Origin of the sequence: Hymenobacter bucti (assembly GCF_042681145.1) — a bacterium.
Lineage (GTDB): Bacteria > Bacteroidota > Bacteroidia > Cytophagales > Hymenobacteraceae > Hymenobacter > Hymenobacter bucti.
Window position 1 is genome coordinate 925,481 of sequence record NZ_JBHUFD010000018.1, and the last position, 19,381, is coordinate 944,861.

The window sequence follows — 19,381 nt, forward strand, 5'->3', positions numbered from 1 at the left end:
TTATCGTCTCTAGCTCTCCACCCACAATGCTTTTTCTCGAAACCGGGCTGGTCGTTATTTACGGCTTGTGCCTGGTATTTATGCTCGGGTTCAGCCTCGCGCAGTGGCAGCTTACTCGATTGGCGCGCCGGGCTAGCCCGCTGCCCCCGCCGCCCATGCCCGCCGCGTGGCCCCTCGTGACGGTGCAGCTACCCATCTACAACGAGCTGAATGTAGTCGAGCGCCTTATCGATGCCGCCGCCGCCCTCGACTACCCGCGCGAGCGCCTGCGCATTCAGGTGCTCGACGACTCGACCGATGAAACCGTGGCTCTGGCCGCTGCCCGCGTGGCGCACCACCGGGCCCTAGGGTGCGCTATCACCCACGTGCGCCGCCCCAGTCGCCAGGGCTACAAGGCCGGCGCGCTGGCCCACGGCCTGGCCGAAACGGACAGCGAATTCATTGCCATTTTCGATGCCGACTTCATTCCGGAGCCCGATTTTCTGCGGCGCGTCGTCCCGTATTTCACCAGCCCCGCCATCGGGATGGTGCAAACCCGCTGGGGCCACCTGAATGAAAACGCCTCGCTGCTGACGCGCCTGCAAGCCTTTGGGCTGAACGCGCACTTTCTGGTGGAGCAGGTGGGCCGGCAGGCGGGCGGCCACTTCCTCAATTTCAACGGTACGGGCGGCGTGTGGCGGCGCACCTGCATCGCGGATGCCGGTGGCTGGCACGCCGACACCCTCACCGAAGACCTTGACCTGAGCTACCGTGCCCAGCTGCGCGGCTGGCGCTTTTGCTACCTGCCGCAGGTGGTGGCGCCCGCCGAGCTGCCGGCCCACCTCGACGCCCTGCAATCGCAGCAGCACCGCTGGAACAAGGGCGCCGCCGAGACCGCCCGCAAGCACCTAGGCCACGTGTGGCGCGCCCCGGCCCTGCCGGTGGCGACCAAGCTGCACGCGACGTTTCACCTGCTCAATAGCACCGTGTTTGCCGTTATCCTGCTGATGGCGTTGCTGAGCGTGCCGCTGGTAGCGGTGCGGGCCCACCGGGCGGCTTTTGAGCCCGCTTTTCGGCTGGCGGCGAGCTTTGTGCTCACGCTGCTGCCCCTAGGCTATTATTACTATACGGCCTGGCAGCGGACGGGGCCGCGCGCCGGCCGCTGGTTTGGGCCCATGTTCGGGCTGTTTTTGGCTTTGTCGATGGGCCTGGCGTTGCGTAATGCTCAGGCAGTTTCGCAAGGCTTCCTAGGCCGGGCCTCGCCCTTCGTGCGCACGCCCAAGCTGGGGGCCAGCCACTCGCCCACGCTGCCCGCCCGCCGCTACCGCCTGCGCGAAACCGGCCAGCTCCCCCTGGCCGAGGGCCTGCTCACGCTTTATTTTCTGGCGGGACTGGCGGCGGGGCTTTACTATGGCAGCTACGGCCTGCTGCCGTTTCACGGGCTGCTGGTGGTAGGCTTTGGTACCCTCACCGGCTACGCCCTGCGGCAGCGGCTAGCCGGGAATTGAAATGACTTGGCCATAGTTGCACAGCACACAAGTACCCATGGCCGGTTAATCAACCCGGAAGTTTCGCCTATTTTATCAGTTGCTTATGACTCGGCTTTTTGGGTGGCTAGGGGTGTTGCTGTTGGTGGGTTTAGGAGCTTGCCAGCCTGACAAGCCCGCGCCGCCCGCCACCACCAATGTCCTCTACTCGGCCATGCTGCGGGGGCTGCTCCACCAGTCGGTGCCCTTCGTAAGCGTGGCCCAGCTGCGGCAGCAGCCGGCTCCCGTATTGCTCGATACCCGCGAGGCGCCGGAGTTCGCCGTCAGCCACTTGCGCGGGGCGCGGCTGGTGGGCTACGATAAATTCTCGCTGGCCACCGTGCGCGATTTACCCAAGGATGCCCCCATTGTAGTGTACTGCTCGGTAGGGGCGCGCAGCGAAAAAATCGGGGCTCAGCTCCAGCAGGCCGGCTTCACCAACGTGCGCAACCTCTACGGCGGCCTCTTCGAGTGGATCAATGAGGGTCAGCCGATTTACAATGCTAATAATCAGCCCACGGCGCAGGTGCACGCCTTCGCGCCGAGCTGGGGCATCTGGCTGCAACGCGGCCAGAAAGTGTACCGCTAGAGCCTTTGCGCTGCTGGGCTAGGGTAGCAGGCGGATGATGAAATTTTTGAGCGGGTTCTTCTTGATAATCGTGACCAGCTGCCCGTTGGCGTATTGGTACTCGTCCTCGCGGCCATCGCGCGCGGCCCGGTACGTGCCCGGCTGGCCCGGCGCCAAGGCGAAATAATCGCCAAAATATTCGGCAAAGGCCCGCGCCTGGCCCGCCGGGGGCTCGCCAAAAAACATATTGGTCACCGCGTAGCGAATGGGCTGCTTCTCGGTGGCCTTGTAGTGGTGCTTATACTGGTCGGCCACGATGTCGTAGTGGTCGCCCTTCCACTCAGCTTTGGAGGCAAAATCGCCCTGGTTAGTGTGCGCTTCCACGGTCGAGAGTAGTAACTGGCCGTTGCGGAAGCGGTTGATTACCTGGTAGTAAATCTTGAGGTGGTAGAGCAGGAAATTTACCTTCACGTCGCTCACCAGCGAGTACGTCACGTCGGCGCCCACCGGGGCCTGGCGCGTAGCCGTCATCGTGCCCACCCGCAGGCCCGCCACCTCGATGCCGTAGCGCCGCACCTCGGCCGCCGCGGCTTTGGGGCCCTGGGCGGCGGCCGCTAGGGGTAGAGCGGCGAGGAGGAATAAGGCAAGGGATTTCATAGGCTTGAATAGATTCTAGGATAAAAAACGTCCGTCATGCTGAGCGCAGCCGAAGCATCTCTACCGCACCGTTGAACGGCTTGGATGAAGCGGTAGAGATGCTTCGGCTGCGCTCAGCATGACGGACGTTTTTTGCTATATCAGCAAACTGCTAGCAGCAGCCGCCACCGTCGTAGTGGTAGGTGGAGGGCGAAATAAATACGTCGTCGCGGCCCAGGGCGGCCAGGGCGCCGGCGGTTTTGTCGCACACGGCCAGGGGCTGGTTTTGCATCAGCACGTGGCCCTTGTGGTCATCAAAGTATTCATCCTGACCATAATAGATGGCGGTGCGGCCGGTGAAGATGCACGGCCCATCGGCCGGCATGGGGTCCTTGATGGCGCACACCTCCACGCTCTCGATGTAGATGAGCGCATCGGTGGCGTAGTGCTGGGGTGAGAGCACGCGGTAGGCGCGCCGGGCCCGCACCTCAATGGTGCCGAAGCCCACCGCGGCAATCATATCGAGGTACTGCTGCAGGGGCAGCGAGCCGGTGAGGCAGAGGGCGCGCAGGCGCTCGTCGGCGCGCAGCTCGTCGCTCATGGGCTGCTCGCAGGTGGGGTCCGACATCACGAGGCGGCCGTGGGGCTTGAGCACGCGGTAGGTTTCCTCCAGGGCGCGCTTGAGGTCGTCGAGCTTGAAGATATTGAAGAGGCAGTTTTGAGCCGCCACGTCTACGCTCTCGTCGGCTACGGGTAGGTGCAGGGCGTCGCCGGCGCGCAAGTCCACAAAGTCGCTCTGGAACCAGTCGTTCTGCTGCTCAGCGGTTTGCATGTTGTCACGCGAGGCGTCGAGCATTTCGCTCACCACATCTACCCCGATTACGGCGCCCGGCCGGCGGCTGAAGTACGCAAATTGCAGCAGCTCCATGCCGCCGCCCACGCCCACGTAGAGCACGGTAGGTGAGTTGGTGAGGTCACGCGGGTTCACGGTGCTGCCGCAGCCGTAGTTCATGCTCAGCATCCGCGTAGGAATGCTCAGGCCGGGCAGCTGCCACACGGGATTGGTGGTGCAGCACAGGCCCACCTGGGGCTCCTGGGCCGCCTGGCGGTACACGTCGGCGGTGGTTTCGAGGTAACTCATTTTGTATTGTTGGGGGAGGGAAATATTGTTGCTATCGCGGGGAACCTCACCCCCCGGCCCCCTCTCCAAAAAAGAGGGGGAGCCTGACGTCTAACAACGTCTATTTACGGTCGGCTCCCCCTCTTTTTTTGGAGAGGGGGCCGGGCGGTGAGGTTCACGTTTGGCTAGCCTACTGTTTGTTCAGGTTCCAGTTGTATTCCAGGTAAGTAATCTTGGTGCTGGCGTCGATTTTGGTGGTCGAGTAGCGGTTGACCCACTTCACCACTGACTGCCCGTTCTTTTCCCAATCGCCCTTGTACCAGTCAAAATACTTCGAGAGCTGCGCGTCCGACTTGCTGATTTTATTCTTGGCCGGGTTATTCAAAAAGTCGCGGCCCTGGTCGTCGAGCTGCTTTTCGAGCTGAGCAGCGGTGTAAGCCTCGTTGCGCAACCTAGGGCACGAGATAGAGGCGCACACCAGCGTGAAGTGGATGCGCGGGTCATCAAACTTCTTGCGCAAGATGCCGTGCTCGATATTATCGAGGCTCATTTTCTCGCCGCCAATGCTGAAAAACTTGGCCGCCCAGGGCGTGGTGACGAACGGAATCTTGATTTTCGAACCAATATCCTTAATGCTTTGCACCGGGTAGTGGTCGAGGATGAGGCGGATGGTGTAGGCGTTGTAGGCGTTAATCCAGTAGGCCATCTGGTCGGCTTTGGGCCAGTTGGCGGCCGGCGGGTTCTTGCTCAGCAGCGCCAGGTATTGGTTGAAAGCCGCCTCATCGGCCTTGAAGCCCACGTAGTTGACCAAGCCCTGGGCGTTGACGTGCTTACGCAGCAGCCGGTCGAAAGCACTGTGGTCTACAAGGGCGCTGGTGACCGCCATCTCGTAGGTGGGCGTGGGCACGGGGTTGAGGCCGGGCAGCACCACGGCCACGGCGGTGAGCGCGCCGGCGGCCAGCACCAGCGCGGCTAGGGTCGAGGTTTTCATAAACTGGTTCATTGGGGACTACCTACGGGAAATAGCGGCACTAAAGATTGCCGGCCGGCAATCCTGCGGCCGCTGCAATCTCGTAGGCAAAGCAAAGAAAATGCAGGTTACCGCCCCCTAGGTTGTACTAGCCTTTTGAAAATTATGCCGGAAGTTGCCGCCCCGTCGCAATTTTGCCCTATGCTCAGCATCATCATTCCCACCTACAACGAAGCGACCAACATCGGCCGGCTCGTGGCCGACCTTCGCCGCCACGCGCCGGCCTGCACCGTCGAAATCCTGGTGGTGGATGCTCATAGCCCCGACGGCACCGCCGCCGCCGCCCGCGCCGCCGGGGCCACCGTGCTGCACTCACCCAAGCCCGGCCGCGCCGCCCAGATGAACCACGGTGCCCGCCAGGCTAGTGGCGACGTCTTCTACTTTGTACACGCCGACGTGGGCATTCACCCCGATTACGTGGCCACCATTGCGGCGGCCGTGGCGCAGGGCCACGCGGCGGGCTGCTACCGCTTCCGGTTCGACTCGATGCACCCGCTGCTGCGCATTAACAGCTACGGTACTCGTTTTAAGGGTATTATGAGCCGGGGCGGCGACCAGACGCTGTTCGTGACGCGGGCGCTATTTGAGCAGCTGGGCGGCTTCAACGAGCACTTCGTCATCATGGAAGACTTCGAGATTATCCAGCGCATTCGGCGGGTGGCCAGCTTCTACATCGTACCGCACGACGTGGTAGTGTCGGCCCGCAAGTACGAAACCAACGGCTGGCTGCGCGTGCAGCTGGCCAACCTCACGGCCTTTGCCATGTACTTTCTCAAGCTGCCGCCCACCCGTATCGCCCGCACCTACAAGGCGCTGCTCAACTATCGCTAGCCCCTTGCCAGTACTTCCGCGCGTGCTCGTAACCGGAGCCAACGGTTTCTTAGGTCGCCACCTCGTGGCCGAATTGCTGCACCGTGGCTACCCCGTGCGGGCGCTGGTGCGGCCGGGCGGCGGGGCGAGTTCGGCCCTGCCGCCCTTGCAGTCGTTGCCCATCGAAGTATGCGAGTTTGACTTAGCGCGTGTGGTCCGTAGAGCGGTTCTAGCCGACGTAGGCAGGGGCTGCGAAGCCATCATCCACGCCGCCGCGCTGGCCCAGGTGAACCCGGCGCGCAGCCGGGCCGTGCGCGCCGCCAATCTCGGCGGTACCGAGCAGGCTATCGCATTGGCCCGCACCGTAGGGGTAGGGCGCTTCGTGTACGTGGGCACGGCCAACGTTTTCGGCTTCGGCTCAAAAACTCAGCCCGGCGACGAAACCCGGCCCTACGCCGGCCGCCGCTACGGCCTTGATTACATGGACGGTAAGCGCGCCGCCACCGACCGCGTGCTGCAAGCCGTGGCCCGCGAGCAGCTGCCCGCCGTGCTGGTGCACCCCACCTTTATGCTGGGGCCCGGCGATGCCCGGCCCACCTCGGGCGCCCTGCTGCTGGAGCTGCACCGTGGCCGCCTGCCCGGCTACCCCCTAGGCGGCAAAAACTACGTCCACGTGCGCGATGTGGCCGTGGCCACCGTCAACGCCCTGACCCAGGGCCGGGTAGGCGAGTCGTACATTTTGGGCAATGAGAACCTGAGCTATAAAGAAGCTTTTGGCCTGATAGCCGGTGTGCTGGGGGTGGCGCCGCCGCGCTGGCCCGTACCGCCGCCACTGGCCAATTTTTACGGGGCAATTTGCGACCTCCGAGCTCTCTTTACTGGCCGCGCCGCCCAGGTCAACTCGGCCATGACGGCCGTGGCCAACGATGGCCATTACTTTACGGCCCAGAAAGCCCGCCACGAATTGTCGCTCCCCCAAACACCCATTATCCAAGCTGTGGCCGAGGCCTTCGATTGGTTTAAAACCCACGGCTATGTTCAGTAAAACTGCCGGCCCGCTGGCAGGCCAGGTCGTCCTCATCACGGGGTCGGAGTCGGGCATTGGCCGCGAAACGGCCCGCGCCTTTTGCCAGCAGGGCGCGGCCGTGGTGCTAAATGGTCGCCAGCCCGAGCGCCTCGAAGCCACCCGCCAAGCCCTGGCCGCCGAGGGATACCAAGTAGCCGCCTGCGTGGCCGACGTCACCGACTACGCCGCCTGCGAGCGCTTAATAGCCAAGGCGATAGATGCTTTCGGTCGGCTTGACATTCTGATTACCAACGCCAGTATTTCCCAGCGCGCGTACTTCGTGGATATGCAGCCCGGCGTGTTTCAGCAGGTGCTCGACAGCAACGTCTACGGCTCGGTGTACCCGCTCAAGGCGGCGCTGCCGCACCTCATTCGGGCGCGGGGCAGCGTCACGTTTATCTCCTCCATCTCGGCCCTCAACGGCATGCCGAGCGGCTCGGCCTACTGCGCCGGCAAGGCCGCGCTGGCCAACCTGGCCCACACCCTGCGTCTGGAGCTAGCCGACACGGGCGTGCACTTCGGGGTGGTCCACATCGGTTTCACCCAAAACGACCCCGACAAGCGCGTGCTCGACGCGGCCGGCCAGCCTGTGCCCATCGCGCACCGCCCGCCGCGCTGGCAAAAATCGCAGGCCCAGGTGGCAGCCATCATCCTGCGGCACGTGCGGCGGCGGCGGCGGCGCACCGTTATTTCGGCCCTAGGGCGCCTGATTCTGGTGGTGCACGCGCTGCTGCCCCGCCTCGGCGACTGGGTGGTGCTAACTTCCCAGCGCCGGCTGCGCAACTTCTACGAGTAGCCTGCCGGCAATCTAAAAATCGTCCTTTTTCGTACTTTTTTAAAAGCCCCGCATGGAAACGTATTACAACCCCGCCGACCTCAAGAAATTTGGCAACATCGGCGAGTTTCAGAAGGAATTTGCCGATAAATTCTTCGCCTACTACGGCGCCGTTTTCGCCGAAGGCGCCCTCACGGCTCGCGAAAAATCGCTCATCGCCCTGGCCGTGTCGCACGCCGTGCAGTGCCCCTACTGCATCGACGCCTACTCGGCCGACACGCTGGAAAAGGGCTGCACCGAGCCCGAAATGATGGAGGCCGTGCACGTGGCCGCTGCCATTCGCGGCGGCGCTACGCTGGTGCACGGCGTGCAGATGATGAATAAAGTCAAAGAGTTATCGATGTAAATGATTGCCAAAAGCACGTCATGCGGAGCGCAGCTCTGCATGACGTGCTTTTACCCTAGGGCCTTACCGCCAGCCTTTTCCTTTCCATGATAAAATCCCTCAAGGCCACCGGCAACCAGCTCGCCAATTCGGCTTTTCAGCTTACCGTGCTGCGCCAGGAAGTGGTGGATGTGCTGCACCTGCCGCCCTTTCACCAGAAAATGCAGGAGGTGGGCCTGTTTCCGTTGCGGCCGGTATTGCCGGCGGTCCTGCAAATCAACGTGGGCAAAATGTGCAACCAGGTGTGCAAGCACTGCCACGTGGATGCCGGCCCCGACCGCAAGGAAATCATGACCCGCGACACCATGCAGCTCTGCCTCGACGCGCTGGCCCAGACCGATATTCCGACCGTGGACCTCACCGGCGGCGCACCCGAGATGAACCCCGATTTCCGGTGGTTTGTGGAGAAAATCAGCAAGCTGGGCCGCAAAGTATTGGTGCGCTGCAACTTAACTATCATCGTAGCCAATAAAAAGTACTATGACCTGCCCGAGTTTTTCAAAAAGCACGGCGTGGAAGTAGTCAGCTCGCTACCCTTTTACTCGGCCGATAAAACCGACCGCCAGCGCGGCGATGGCGTCTTCGACGACTCCATCAAGGCCCTGAAAATGCTGAACGCGGTGGGCTACGGCCAGTCCGGTAGCGGCCTGGTACTGAACTTGGTGTATAACCCGGCCGGCGCCTTTATGCCCGGCCCGCAGGCGGCGCTGGAGCGGCAGTTCAAGCAGGCGCTGGCCAAAGACCACGGCATTGTGTTCAACAGCTTGTTTGCCATCACCAACTTGCCGGTGAGCCGCTTCCTCGACTACCTCGTGGAGTCGGGCAACTACGCAGGCTATATGGAAAAGCTCGTGACGGCCTTCAACCCCACGGCGGCCACCGGCGTGATGTGCCGCGACACCATCTCGGTGGGTTGGGACGGCGGCCTCTACGACTGCGACTTCAACCAGATGCTTGACCTGCACGTGGCCAGCACCAGCCAGCACATCCGCGACTTCGACGCCGCGGCCCTGGCCCAGCGCCCCATCGTGGTCAATCAGCACTGCTACGGCTGCACGGCGGGCGCCGGCTCCAGCTGCGGCGGCACCGTGGCGTAGGCGCTTGTTTTTCAGCTGATAAGAAAACGCACGTCCTTGCGAGCGCAGCGAAGCAATCGTGTCACAACGAGCTGTTTGGGTACGATTGCTTCGTTGCGCTCGCAAGGACAACCGCTGTTTCTGGCCATTTTGAAGTAACTCAAAATAGCCTCTCCTAGGTTCAACCCTTGGCCACCGCATGACTCCCACCCTCCGCCAATGCTTGCTGGCCGAAGTGCTCGGCACCGCCTTTTTATTGATTTTTGGTACCGGCGCGGTGGTGGTGGATGAGCAAGCCCACAACCTGGGCCACGGTGGCGTGGCCGCCGCCTTTGGGCTCATTGTGCTGATTATCATTCAGGGCCTCGGCCACGTGAGCGGGGCTCACGTGAACCCAGCGGTGACCATTGGCTTTTGGGCGGCGGGCCGGTTTCCGGGCCGCCGCGTGCTGCCCTACGTGCTGGCGCAGCTAGTGGGGGCCGGGCTCGGGAGCTGGGCAGTGCGGCTGCTGGCCAGCCCCGGCTCGTTGCTGGGGGCCACGCTGCCGGCCCACGGCGCCGGCCAGGCGTTTGGCGTTGAGCTGGGCCTTACGTTCTGGCTCATGCTTGTTATTCTGCGGGTTACGTCGAGCTACTACGAGCAGGGCTTGCTGGTGGGCCTCACCATCAGCGCCACGGTTTGGCTCGAAGCACTGGTGGGCGGCCCCCTCAGCGGGGCCTCCATGAACCCGGCCCGCTCGCTGGCACCCGCCCTGCTGAGCGGCAATTTCACCGCCGCCTGGGTCTACGTGGCGGCCCCGCTGGCCGGCGTGCTGCTGGCCGTGCTGGCCGACCGGTTGTTGCAACTCAAACCAGTAGTGGGCGGCCCCGCCTCTACCTGAGCAGGTCGGCCCCGAAGGAAATCGCTGGCAACGGGCCGCCGCCTAGGTCGCCCCAAACGGTCACTTGGCTGAAGACTTCCCGACGCTCACCCTGACCTCCTCCCAATGCCTGAGCTGGCTAGCCAAGACCGTATTGGCTCGGCTCTGAACAGGTAGGAGCAGCACGAGCTTCTTGGCTGGCCAGAAAGGAGAAAACCGCCCTGACGTAGCGTCAGAAGCGGTTTTCACGATGGTTAGTGCTGGCTACTGCCGCCCGGTAGGTTGGGTGTTGCGGGTGGTTTTACGAGCCGGGCCGATGGTGGCGTCATTGGCCCGCACCGGGGCCGGATTCTGAATGGAGTTGACGAGAATGGCCGACGAAGCCGAAGCAGCGTAGTTCTTGTCGAACTGGGCGTAGCGCTGGCGGGCGTCGAAATAGTCGGTGTACTGGTCGGTGGTAAGCACCACTTGCAACTCCTTGTCGCGCTCGCGGCCCACGGCTTTCGACTGCTCTTCGAGCTGCTTGGGGCTGCGGGCATACTGGCGCTCAAGGGCATCGAGCTTGGCTACTTTGTCGGCGTTGATGGACCGCAGGCGGGTAGCCTGGTAGTTGTTGAGGTGCAGGTCGCGCACCATCTGGGTGCTTAGGTGGTCGGCGCGGGCCTCTATTATGGGGTTGAGGCGCTGGCTGGCCTGCGTTTTATCCTGCACGGCCACTGGGCTGGGGGCCGAAAGCGTAGCGGGCTGCTGGGCAAAAGCTGCGCTGGGGGCCGCTATTAGCAAGCAGGCGGCAAAAAAAGGCTTCAAAGTCATGCGGAGAAGAAATGGAGGTTTTCTAATTGCCAACTAGTGTGCCAAGCCGGGCACTGCTGGCCCCCGTACTAACGAAAGAGCCCCCGTGGAGGTTAGCCGGCGTTGGCCCTGGTAACGCTTCGCAGCCCCTAGGTAGTGCCTGCCCGTGGCTAAAACGAGTTTTTCCACATCATGCTCTCCACGGGCCGGTCGGTGCGCTCGTTGTACTTGGCCGACTGCTTGCGGTTGTAGAAGGTCTGCACGTCGCCCTGCAAGCCGAAGTAGATGAGCTGCCCGATGGGCATGCCGGGGTACACCCGCACGGGCATCGACACGCTGATTTCCAGCGTCCAGTGGTTGCAGAAGCCCACGTCGCCCTTGCCGGCCGTGGCGTGAATATCGATACCTAGGCGGCCAACGCTGCTCTTGCCTTCGAGGAAGGGCACGTGGGCATGGGTTTCGGTGTACTCCTCCGTCACGCCCAGGTACAAGATGCCGGGCTGGAGCACGAAGCCATCCTCGGCCGACATCTCGAAGGTGGTGATGGTGTTGTGGCGGCGGGCATCCAGCACGGCGTCGTCGTAGGTGGCCAGGTAGCGGCCTAGGTGCACGTCGTAGGAGTTGGTGCCCAGGCAGCTGGGGTCATAAGGCTGAACTACAATGGTACCGCGCTCGATTTCGGTGCGGATTTGCTGGTCGGTAAGAATCACGGATTACGCTGGTTTTAGCGGATTAGGCGGGTTTTGGGGCCGCCCCGCTGGGGAAATAAGTGGGTAGCGCGCCGCAAGCAGGCGCTGTAGTGAGGCACGAGGAAGTAATTAGCGCAACGGCTGACGCGGGTCCGGCTCGTCGTCGTCCTCATCGCCGTCGTCGTAATTATCGGTAAGCAGCTCGCCACCGGCCGGGCCGCGCAGGCGGCTCAGGAAGCTGGGGCGCGCTTCGGTCGGCGCCTGGTCGGGGGCATCGGGGTCGGTTTCGGCGTAGGCGGGGGGCTGGGTGCCTGCGGCTTCTAGCTCGCGCACGCGGCGGCGCAGGCGGCTCAGCTCGGGCAGCACGCTTAGGAGGGCAAAGCCGCCCAGGCCCAGCGTGGCTAGGCTGCTCAGCAGCGTGAGGTAGCCCACCCAGCCGGGGCCGGCAGTGCTGGGTTCGGCCCCGGCGTCGGTAGCAGGGCTGCGCAGCTCGGGCTCGCTGGCGCCGGCGGCCGGGGCGGCCTCGGCGGCGGGGCCGTTGGTAGTAAGCGGCGCCGAGGCCAGCGAGGGCTCGGGCTCGGCATCGGCGGCGGGCACGTTGGCCGGACCCGTGTCGCCGCTGGCGTTGAAGCGCGCCACGGCCTGCTTGATGATGCGCTGCTCGGTGCGGATGAGGGCCGAGCGCTCATCGCGCGGTAGGCCGCGAATAAAAAACTCGAAGTTGCGGTCGCGCACCACGCCGTTGAGTTGCTTCTCAAACTCAGCCTGCGAGAGCGAGCCGCCGCCGAAGTGCGTTTTGTAGCGCTCGGCCACGCCGTTGTAGTTCAGAAACAGCTTTTGCAGCTCGGCATTGCCTTCGAAGTTGGTAAACGCCCGCCGGGCGGCCGCGGTGCGCAGGTTTTCGGGGAATTTCTGGCGCGTGAAGTGCTTGTCGTACACTGTCTCGAACGTGCGAAAGTTCAGCTCGTCGATGGTGCGTTCAAACAGCTTTTTGTTGGCCTGCGCGGGCGTTTCGCCCTGAGCCAGGCTCAGGAAGGGAAGGAAAAGCAACAGTTGCCACAGGTAACGCATAGCTCAGAAATTCAAAGGTGAAGAAGGGCGCGGTGTGAAATTAACCCGCAAGGCCGTGCGCCTCCAGCAGTGACTCGCGGCAGGCCCCTAGGTACTTTTCCACTAGCTCATCGGTGATAGACGTCGAAACAAACAGCGCCTCAAACTGCGAGGGCGCCAGGTAGATGCCCCGCTTCAGCATGGCGTGGAAGTAGCGGCCGAACGCCGGCAGGTCGGCTTTCTTGGCGTCCTCCAGGTTGTTGACCGGCTCCGAAGTAAAGAACAGGCTGAACATCGAACCCACCCGATTTACGGTGTAGTTCAGGCCCAAGTCCTTGGCAATCTGGCGGGTGCCGTCGGCTAGGTGGGCGCTGGTAGCCTCCAGCTGCGTGTACACCTCGGGGTGCTCGTGCAGGTAGCGCAGCTGGGCCATGCCGGCGGCCGTGGCCAGCGGGTTGCCCGAAAGCGTGCCGGCCTGGTACACCTTGCCGGCGGGGGCCACCTGGTTCATAATGTCAGCGCGGCCCCCGTAGGCGCCCACGGGCAGGCCGCCGCCGATGATTTTGCCTAGGGTCGTCATATCCGGCGTCACGCCGTAGAGCTGCTGCGCGCCGCCGGGGGCGAGGCGGAAGCCCGTCATCACCTCATCAAAGAGCAGGATGATGCCGTGCTGGGTACACAGCGCCCGCAGCTCGGCCAAAAAGCCCGGCGCAGGCTCCACAAGGCCCATGTTACCCACCACCGGCTCGATAATGATGGTGGCAATTTGCTCGGGGTTGGCGGCGATGGCGGCCTTCAGGGCGGGCACGTCGTTGTACGGAACGGTGAGCGTATCCTTGGCCACGCCTTCGGTTACGCCCGGCGAGTCGGGGGCCCCTAGGGTGAGGGCGCCGCTGCCGGCCGCGATAAGGAACGAGTCGCCGTGGCCGTGGTAGCAGCCCTCAAACTTGAGGATTTTGTCGCGCCCGGTGTAGCCGCGCGCCACCCGAATGGCCGACATCGTGGCCTCGGTGCCCGAGTTCACGAGGCGCACTTTTTCCAAGCTCGGCACCATCTCGATGAGCAGCTCGGCCAGCTCGACCTCGCGCCGAGTGGGCGCGCCGTACGAAAGCGAGTGCGGCAGGGCTTCGCGCACGGCATCGAGCACCACGGCCGGCGCGTGGCCGAGTATCATCGGCCCCCACGAGTTGATGAAGTCCACGTACTTATTGCCATCGACATCGGTGAGCCAGGCCCCCGCGGCCGACTGCATAAAAATGGGCGCGCCGCCTACCGCCCGGAAGGCCCGCACGGGCGAGTTCACACCGCCCGGAATCAGCTCCTGGGCGCGGGCAAAGAGGTTTTCGGAAGTAGTCATTTTATAGTGTTTAGTTATTAACGCTTAGTTGTTAGTGCTGAGTTATTAACGTTTGTTGAATCTTGTCGACTAAGTACTAAACACTAATAACTGAGCACTGAAATCACCGCACCAACTGAAACTCCAGGTTGCTGAGCTTCACCATCGGCACCACTTGGTTGTCGTGGGCGCCGCCGGGGTAGGCGAGGCCCTCGAAGATGGCACCCGGCAGCGGCGGCGCGGCGGCTAGCCCGCCCTGAAAAGCCGGCCCAAACTGCTGGAGGGCCGACCCGAAAAACAATAGCAGCTCAAAGCCCTGGCTGGCAAACGTGGAGGGCGGCAGGTTTTGCTTAGCCAGGTAGAGCTGGCGGAAGCGGCGGAAGCTGGGGCGCTGCGCGTCGAAATACTTGGGGTGGTAGTAGTACACGTTGCCGCCGCCGAGCTGGCCCAGGCCCAAGCTGGGGTTGTCGAGCCATTCGCCGGGCACCAGCAGGGCCGGGCGGGTGGCACCGGGCACCGCCCCTAGGGCCGCAAAAGCGGCCGGACCAGCCTTACGGTCATCCGAAGCCACCACCAGGTGGCTGGCCCCGGCCAGGTCGAGGCCGGTGTAAGCGGCGGCGAGGCTGGCGGGGTCATTGGCGCGGAAAGCGCGGGAGGCCAGGATTTTACCGCCCGCCTCTTCGTAGGCGGCCTGGTAGGCCAGGGCAAAGTCGTTGTCGTCCTTCACGTCTTCGTGCAGCAATACGGCGGGGCGGCCGATGCCGAAGGCCGACGCCGCAAACTGCGCCGCAAGCCGGCCCTGGGTGGTCGCGCTGGGCATGTAGAGATAGTGATAAGGATTGTCGAGCACCAGGCCCGCATCCTGCGAGAGCGGGTTGATGCACACTATCTGGTGCTCGCGGGCGAAGCGGGCCAGCAGCTTGGCCCCCGACTTATACACCGGCCCAACGAGCATATCCATGCCCGCCAGCTCGGGCAGGGCCAGCACCGACTTCAGCGTCAGCGTATCAGCCCCCGTGTCGTAGGCAAATAGCTGCACTGGGTGCCCGGCGCGCTGCAGCGAGTCCTGGGCCAGGCGCAGGCCGGCGTAGAGGTCAGTCACGAACTGGTTTTTGCGCTGCGTCTGCCAGGTGTTGTCCTGCAATTCGAAGGGCAGCAGCACGCCAATATTGTAGGTGCCCTTGCGCGGCAAGGCCTTGGGGGCGGCCGGCGCGGTGGCCAGCACCGCCGCGTAGCGATTGCGGTCGAGCTTAAACTGCGTGATGAGCGCGTCGAGCTGCTGGCGGTCGGGGTCGGGCAGCGGGCCGTTGGCCAGCAAGAAGTCGGCGTAGAGCCGGCCCACGAGCTTGCTCTGGGGGTAGCGCTGGCGCAGGCGCTGCCAGGTGGCGCGGTCCTTGAGCTTGCTTAAGTAGTTGGTTTGCATGGCCTCGCGCAGCGGGGCGTACTGCTCGGCGGGCAGCTGCCCTAGGGTGCGCAGGGCCGTGTCGTAGTCGCCCTGCTCAAACGAAACCTGGCCTTGCAGGTACAGCGCCTCGTTGAGGCCCGCGTAGGTGGGGTACTGGTTGCGGATGAGGTTGAGCATCTGCTCGGCCTCGGCCCACTGCCCAAGGCGGGTGGCGGCCACGGCGTAGAGGTAGGCCGCGTCGGGGGCCTGGGCAAAGTGATTAACCGGCTGGGTCAGGGGCTGCAATTGCTGCATGGCCACGGCGTAGCGGCCCTGGTCGAGCTGGGTTTTGGCCGTTTGGTAGCGGGTGAGCTGGCCCTGCGCGCTGGCGCCCAGGCTCAGCAGCAGGGCCCAGGGCCCTAGCAGCAAGAGCCGCCGCAGCGAGGCAGGGGCGGCCCGAAAAAAGTAAGTCATGCGATACTGAAACGGCTAGGTAGCCGCGTTAGCTGCCGCAAAGGTACGTGCCACCGGGAGGGGCCCGAACGCAATCTGCTCGCGCTGGCCGCTTACTTTAGCGTATTCCTGTTCCGTACCGCGCTCATGTCCCTCGCCATGCCCCTCTCGCTGCCCGCCCTGCGCCACCGCCTGCCGCTGCTGCTGGCCCTGGGCTTGTCGCTGGCCCTGAGCTTTGTCCTCATTGCGGTGCGAGTGGTGCTCACGCAGCAATTGACGTTCGTATTCCTGCTCTGGAATCTGTTTCTGGCCGCCATTCCGTTTGCCCTGAGCGCGGCCATCCACCTGGCCGCCCACCGGCCGAAGGCCCGGCTGCTGCTGCCGGTGGGCGTGGTGTGGCTGCTGTTCTTCCCCAACGCGCCCTACCTCGTCACCGACCTCTTTCACCTCGAGCCCCGCGCTGGCGTACCGTATTGGTACGACCTGGCCCTCATTATGTCCTGCGCCTGGAATGGCCTGATGCTGGCCTACGCCTCGCTCATGGACATGCACACGCTGGTGCGGCAGCGGCTGGGCTTTCTGGCGGGCTGGGGCTTTGCCACGGTGGCGCTGGGCCTCAGCGCGTTCGGGGTGTACCTAGGGCGGTACCTGCGCTTCAATTCCTGGGATATCCTCAGCAACCCGTTCACGCTGTTCTACGACATCGTGCAGCGCTTCCTGCACCCCTTCCACAACTGGCAGACCTGGGGCGTCACGGTCGTGTTCTGGGCGTTTCTGCTCATCGGCTACGCCACGGTGCGGCTATTGGGGCGCGTGGAAGCGGCAACCGAACGCGAGAAGTAAGAACTGGTACCTAGGGACCGCCGGCTGCCTAACGCGCGGGCTACCTACTACTTCCCTAGGTGGTCCTCAATGCGGAAGTAATCTACGTCCACGTACCCGCCCGCCCGCTCGGTGGCGTAGTTGAAGAGGCCAAACCGGTAGCCCATGAAGTGGGGCAGCGTATAGGCCATTTTGAGCGGCCCGCCCACCGGCTGCCAGCGCTGGCCATCGAGGCTGTAGAAGAAGGTAGCCACGTCCTTGCGGTCCCGAAAATCGCACTCGATTTTGAAATACACCTTGTCCTGGGTCAGCGGCAGTCGCTGGATTTCGACCGGCTTTTCTGATTCGGCGCTGACCATTACGATGGCCTTCGCGCCCTGGCTGGCCTGCACGCCCACCAGGCCATAGCGCTTTTGCAGCACCCCTAGGCCGGCAAAATCGCCGGGCTGCAAATGGGCTATATCCAGCGCCGCCGTGCCGGCGCACACCGGCCCGATGGTGCGCTGGGTCAGCGTGTTGCGCGCCATTAGAAACGACGAATCAACCCGCCCGGTACGCAGGCGCAGGTAGCCGGGGCGCTCGGTTACGGACCACAGCGCGTTGTCGGGGTTGTGGTTCCATTGCCACACGAGGGGCAGGGCCGGCTCGCCCGCCCGGCGCGCAAACTCATCGGAGGCGACCAGGCCCGGTAGCAGGCTTTTGTTGGCGGGCAGGGCCAGCGTTTCGGGTACTTTGCCCGCTGGGTTGCCCAGCACCGGCCAGCCGTTTTTCCACTGCACCGGCACCAGATAGGGGATGCGGCCCACCGCCCCAAAATCGCGGAATAAGTACGCAAACCACTCGCCGCCTGGCGTGTCGATGAGGCCGCCCTGGGCCACGCCCAGGTCTTGTAAAGCCACGCGGCCCTCGTAGGGGCCGGTTATTTTATCGGCCCGGTGAATGATGACCGTCCGCATCCCGCCGCGCGGCCAGGAGATATTGAAGAGGTAGTACTTACCCTTGATTTTGAACAGCTGCGAACCCTCGGCCGGCAGACCGGTGGCGCCGGCCGGGGTGCCAGCATTCTCGATAATGACCTGGGGCGTGGTGCCCGGCTTCAGGCCCGATACGTCGGCCGTGAGCTCGGCCAGTTGGAGCTTGCCCGAGCCGTAGACCATGTACACGCGGCCATCGTCGTCGAAAAACAGCGAGTGGTCGTGCAGGCTGGGCCGGAATGAAACCGCCTTCCAGGGGCCTTTTTCAATGTTTTTGGTCGAGTACACGTGGGTTTTGCCCGTGGTTTGGGCAAAGGTGCTGACGTAGTACGTGCCCCGGTGGTAGCGCAGGCTGCTGGCCCACGAGCCGCGCCCGTAGGTGCTTTGGCCGTGGGCCAGGGTCATGGCATCGACGCTGGATAGGGTATCGTAGGCGTAGCTCACGAGCTTCCAGTTTACTAGGTCCGTCGATTTCATGATGGGCACCCCCGGGCTCATGTGCATGGTGGTGCTGCTCATGTAGTAGGTCTTGCCGACCCGAATCATCGACAAATCCGGCACATCGGCATACACCAGCGGGTTGTGGGCCTGGCCTGCCGCAGTGGGTAGCCGCCAGGGGCCGCCGAGCGCCAGCAGCAGCAGGAGAAGCTTTTTCATTTCGAGGAAGGTAAGCGAGCCGCTTGGGGCTTAATAAGCTGATATTTACCGCTCAGGTGCATCAGGCTGAACAAGTACAGCAGCCCGTCATAGTACGGGTCAAAATAGCCGTCCTCGTAAGGCGCGAGTTTGGCCTGCCAGAGGGCGTGCACGAAGTCGAGGCGCTTGGCGTCCGGGCTCATGAGTGAGGCCGCGGCCGAGGTAGCCACCAGACCCAGCGAGTGCCGCAGCTTCTTCACTTTGCCGGCCGGCAAAATAAAATCGGGCCGCGAGCCGTCCACGTTGAACTGGTCCTCGAAGGTATTGAGGCCCTTCGCCCGCAGAAAACCCTGGAAGCGCTGCGCGTACTGCTGCTGCCAGCGCGGGTCCTTGCCAAACCACACGTAGTCCATGGCAATGTTCATGGGCACGCGCCACGAGTCGTAGCGGAACGCCGGCGGCGCCCACTTGGTAGCGTGGGGCCGGCCGCTAAACTCGGTGTAATCGTAGTTGAGGCCGGTGGGCGCGGCGCAGGCGCGGTGCAAAAACACGCGCGCCGTATCGGCGCAGTCGCGGTAAAACTGCGCGTGCCCATCCTTGGCATATTCGGCCCACACCTCCAAAAAAGCCGGCACGTGGTACGACGGGTCGGTCCAGTTGTACATCTCGCCCACGGGCACGAAGCTTATCTGCTTGTGCTTGGTATTGAAGAGATTATACACATCGCCGGTGCCGTCCTTTTTCCACGAGGCATCCAGGATGCGACGGGCCTCCTGGTAGTAATTGATGCCCGTGTCGTTGCCCCAGCGGTTGGCGGCGAAGAGCAGGCTGGTTACGAAATACAGCTCACCGTCCGAGGCCGGCCCTTCCGAATTGCGCTTCATGGTAGTCGTGTTGATGCTCCAGGCAAAGTAGCCGGCTAGCGGGCCGCTCTGGTGCTGCAAGTGCTGCTTCGACCAGCGCCAGAGGCGGTCAAACACCTCCTTCTTATCGAGCTGCACGGCCACCATCAGGCCGTAGGACAGCCCTTCGGTGCGGGCGTCCTCGTTCTTCACATCCGAGACGTAGGCCAGCGAGTCGCCCACCTCGAAATACACCTTATTAGGCCCCTCAAACACGTCGTGGTAGGCCTGCGCTACCTTCTGGTCAATGTCAGCCTGGCTATAGCCCGCTTCGCGGAGCAAATTGGGGTACTTATTCGTGTAAAAGGCACCTTTCGGGGCCGCTGGGCGCGTTTTAGCCGGAGTTTGGGCCGACGCATTGCCGGCCCCTAGGTACCCTAGGCAAAGCGCCAGCAGGCAAGCCCGCCGGCCTAGGTCGGCAAAATAGGAGTAGTTCATATAGAAGGGATGGCG

19 protein-coding genes are annotated in these 19,381 nt (G+C 63.5%); 9 read left to right on the top strand and 10 right to left on the bottom strand.

The window, feature by feature from the left end; translation table 11 throughout:
- The first annotated feature begins 26 nt into the window (after window positions 1–26).
- Both ACFSDX_RS22895 and ACFSDX_RS22900 read left to right on the top strand, forming a co-directional pair.
- Complete coding sequence (locus ACFSDX_RS22895) at window positions 27–1,487, top strand: cellulose synthase family protein (protein ID WP_382317861.1); 1,461 nt, start codon at window positions 27–29, stop codon at window positions 1,485–1,487.
- Between the two features lie 85 nt (window positions 1,488–1,572).
- A complete protein-coding gene (locus ACFSDX_RS22900; protein WP_382317863.1) occupies window positions 1,573–2,094 on the top strand; it encodes a rhodanese-like domain-containing protein in 522 nt (173 codons plus the stop codon).
- An 18-nt stretch (window positions 2,095–2,112) separates the two neighbouring features.
- Here ACFSDX_RS22900 and ACFSDX_RS22905 read toward each other — a convergent pair whose 3' ends face one another.
- The 3 genes from ACFSDX_RS22905 to ACFSDX_RS22915 form a co-directional block, all read right to left on the bottom strand.
- Window positions 2,113–2,730, bottom strand: coding sequence for a DUF6134 family protein (locus ACFSDX_RS22905; RefSeq protein ID WP_382317865.1), 618 nt, complete (start codon window positions 2,728–2,730; stop codon window positions 2,113–2,115).
- A 151-nt stretch (window positions 2,731–2,881) separates the two neighbouring features.
- Complete coding sequence (gene arsM / locus ACFSDX_RS22910; RefSeq protein WP_382317867.1) at window positions 2,882–3,850, bottom strand: arsenosugar biosynthesis arsenite methyltransferase ArsM; 969 nt, start codon at window positions 3,848–3,850, stop codon at window positions 2,882–2,884.
- Window positions 3,851–4,019: 169 nt separating this feature from the next.
- Window positions 4,020–4,715 (bottom strand): DUF547 domain-containing protein, encoded by a 696-nt coding sequence (locus tag ACFSDX_RS22915; protein WP_382318225.1) that lies wholly within the window; start codon window positions 4,713–4,715, stop codon window positions 4,020–4,022.
- A gap of 285 nt (window positions 4,716–5,000) precedes the next feature.
- On the opposite strand from ACFSDX_RS22915, the gene ACFSDX_RS22920 reads away from it, so the two are divergent.
- The 6 genes from ACFSDX_RS22920 to ACFSDX_RS22945 all read left to right on the top strand — a co-directional run bounded on the left by ACFSDX_RS22920 (window position 5,001) and on the right by ACFSDX_RS22945 (window position 9,911).
- Window positions 5,001–5,690, top strand: a complete 690-nt coding sequence (locus ACFSDX_RS22920; protein WP_382317869.1) for a TIGR04283 family arsenosugar biosynthesis glycosyltransferase — start codon at window positions 5,001–5,003, stop codon at window positions 5,688–5,690.
- Window positions 5,691–5,712: 22 nt separating this feature from the next.
- Window positions 5,713–6,714 carry an NAD-dependent epimerase/dehydratase family protein gene (locus tag ACFSDX_RS22925; protein WP_382317870.1) on the top strand — a complete coding sequence of 334 codons (1,002 nt, stop codon included), beginning with the start codon at window positions 5,713–5,715 and terminating at the stop codon, window positions 6,712–6,714.
- Window positions 6,704–7,531, top strand: coding sequence for an SDR family oxidoreductase (locus tag ACFSDX_RS22930; RefSeq protein ID WP_382317872.1), 828 nt, complete (start codon window positions 6,704–6,706; stop codon window positions 7,529–7,531). The genes ACFSDX_RS22925 and ACFSDX_RS22930 overlap by 11 nt, the downstream gene beginning before the upstream one ends.
- A gap of 52 nt (window positions 7,532–7,583) precedes the next feature.
- Window positions 7,584–7,916: an arsenosugar biosynthesis-associated peroxidase-like protein gene (locus ACFSDX_RS22935; protein ID WP_070742308.1), complete on the top strand. Its 333-nt coding sequence runs from the start codon at window positions 7,584–7,586 to the stop codon at window positions 7,914–7,916.
- Between the two features lie 89 nt (window positions 7,917–8,005).
- Window positions 8,006–9,052, top strand: coding sequence for an arsenosugar biosynthesis radical SAM (seleno)protein ArsS (gene arsS / locus ACFSDX_RS22940; RefSeq protein WP_382318226.1), 1,047 nt, complete (start codon window positions 8,006–8,008; stop codon window positions 9,050–9,052).
- 178 nt (window positions 9,053–9,230) lie between these two features.
- Window positions 9,231–9,911 (top strand): MIP/aquaporin family protein, encoded by a 681-nt coding sequence (locus tag ACFSDX_RS22945; protein WP_382317874.1) that lies wholly within the window; start codon window positions 9,231–9,233, stop codon window positions 9,909–9,911.
- 243 nt (window positions 9,912–10,154) lie between these two features.
- On the opposite strand, the gene ACFSDX_RS22950 is transcribed toward ACFSDX_RS22945, so the two are convergent.
- The 5 genes from ACFSDX_RS22950 to ACFSDX_RS22970 form a co-directional block, all read right to left on the bottom strand.
- On the bottom strand, window positions 10,155–10,703 hold the full coding sequence (locus ACFSDX_RS22950) for a hypothetical protein (protein WP_382317876.1): 549 nt from the start codon (window positions 10,701–10,703) through the stop codon (window positions 10,155–10,157).
- A 149-nt stretch (window positions 10,704–10,852) separates the two neighbouring features.
- Entirely contained in the window at window positions 10,853–11,392 is a 540-nt protein-coding gene (dcd, locus tag ACFSDX_RS22955; protein ID WP_382317878.1) for a dCTP deaminase, read from the bottom strand.
- Window positions 11,393–11,500: 108 nt separating this feature from the next.
- Window positions 11,501–12,442: a hypothetical protein gene (locus ACFSDX_RS22960; protein ID WP_382317879.1), complete on the bottom strand. Its 942-nt coding sequence runs from the start codon at window positions 12,440–12,442 to the stop codon at window positions 11,501–11,503.
- Window positions 12,443–12,482: 40 nt separating this feature from the next.
- The gene (gene hemL, locus ACFSDX_RS22965) at window positions 12,483–13,778 is read right to left on the bottom strand and encodes a glutamate-1-semialdehyde 2,1-aminomutase (RefSeq protein WP_382317881.1); all 1,296 of its coding nucleotides are present in this window, start codon (window positions 13,776–13,778) and stop codon (window positions 12,483–12,485) included.
- Window positions 13,779–13,881: 103 nt separating this feature from the next.
- The gene (locus ACFSDX_RS22970) at window positions 13,882–15,615 is read right to left on the bottom strand and encodes an ABC transporter substrate-binding protein (protein WP_382317883.1); all 1,734 of its coding nucleotides are present in this window, start codon (window positions 15,613–15,615) and stop codon (window positions 13,882–13,884) included.
- A 126-nt stretch (window positions 15,616–15,741) separates the two neighbouring features.
- Here ACFSDX_RS22970 and ACFSDX_RS22975 point away from each other — a divergent pair, with 126 nt between their 5' ends.
- Complete coding sequence (locus ACFSDX_RS22975; RefSeq protein WP_382317885.1) at window positions 15,742–16,437, top strand: DUF1361 domain-containing protein; 696 nt, start codon at window positions 15,742–15,744, stop codon at window positions 16,435–16,437.
- A 47-nt stretch (window positions 16,438–16,484) separates the two neighbouring features.
- Here ACFSDX_RS22975 and ACFSDX_RS22980 read toward each other — a convergent pair whose 3' ends face one another.
- On the bottom strand, window positions 16,485–18,047 hold the full coding sequence (locus ACFSDX_RS22980) for a glycoside hydrolase family 43 protein (protein WP_382317887.1): 1,563 nt from the start codon (window positions 18,045–18,047) through the stop codon (window positions 16,485–16,487).
- Window positions 18,044–19,366 (bottom strand): glycosyl hydrolase family 8, encoded by a 1,323-nt coding sequence (locus tag ACFSDX_RS22985; RefSeq protein ID WP_382317889.1) that lies wholly within the window; start codon window positions 19,364–19,366, stop codon window positions 18,044–18,046. Before ACFSDX_RS22985 ends, ACFSDX_RS22980 begins: the two co-directional genes overlap by 4 nt.
- Window positions 19,367–19,381: the final 15 nt, after the last annotated feature.

Coding starts and splice junctions, on each gene's coding strand:
- ACFSDX_RS22960 (WP_382317879.1), bottom strand. CDS start 12,442: ATGCGTTACCTGTGGCAACTGTTGCTTTTCCTTCCCTTCCTGAGCCTG.
- ACFSDX_RS22920 (WP_382317869.1), top strand. CDS start 5,001: ATGCTCAGCATCATCATTCCCACCTACAACGAAGCGACCAACATCGGC.
- ACFSDX_RS22975 (WP_382317885.1), top strand. CDS start 15,742: ATGTCCCTCGCCATGCCCCTCTCGCTGCCCGCCCTGCGCCACCGCCTG.
- ACFSDX_RS22900 (WP_382317863.1), top strand. CDS start 1,573: ATGACTCGGCTTTTTGGGTGGCTAGGGGTGTTGCTGTTGGTGGGTTTA.
- ACFSDX_RS22970 (WP_382317883.1), bottom strand. CDS start 15,615: ATGACTTACTTTTTTCGGGCCGCCCCTGCCTCGCTGCGGCGGCTCTTG.
- ACFSDX_RS22945 (WP_382317874.1), top strand. CDS start 9,231: ATGACTCCCACCCTCCGCCAATGCTTGCTGGCCGAAGTGCTCGGCACC.
- ACFSDX_RS22985 (WP_382317889.1), bottom strand. CDS start 19,366: ATGAACTACTCCTATTTTGCCGACCTAGGCCGGCGGGCTTGCCTGCTG.
- ACFSDX_RS22915 (WP_382318225.1), bottom strand. CDS start 4,715: ATGGCGGTCACCAGCGCCCTTGTAGACCACAGTGCTTTCGACCGGCTG.
- hemL (WP_382317881.1), bottom strand. CDS start 13,778: ATGACTACTTCCGAAAACCTCTTTGCCCGCGCCCAGGAGCTGATTCCG.
- ACFSDX_RS22905 (WP_382317865.1), bottom strand. CDS start 2,730: ATGAAATCCCTTGCCTTATTCCTCCTCGCCGCTCTACCCCTAGCGGCC.
- ACFSDX_RS22950 (WP_382317876.1), bottom strand. CDS start 10,703: ATGACTTTGAAGCCTTTTTTTGCCGCCTGCTTGCTAATAGCGGCCCCC.
- ACFSDX_RS22930 (WP_382317872.1), top strand. CDS start 6,704: ATGTTCAGTAAAACTGCCGGCCCGCTGGCAGGCCAGGTCGTCCTCATC.
- ACFSDX_RS22895 (WP_382317861.1), top strand. CDS start 27: ATGCTTTTTCTCGAAACCGGGCTGGTCGTTATTTACGGCTTGTGCCTG.
- ACFSDX_RS22935 (WP_070742308.1), top strand. CDS start 7,584: ATGGAAACGTATTACAACCCCGCCGACCTCAAGAAATTTGGCAACATC.
- ACFSDX_RS22980 (WP_382317887.1), bottom strand. CDS start 18,047: ATGAAAAAGCTTCTCCTGCTGCTGCTGGCGCTCGGCGGCCCCTGGCGG.
- arsM (WP_382317867.1), bottom strand. CDS start 3,850: ATGAGTTACCTCGAAACCACCGCCGACGTGTACCGCCAGGCGGCCCAG.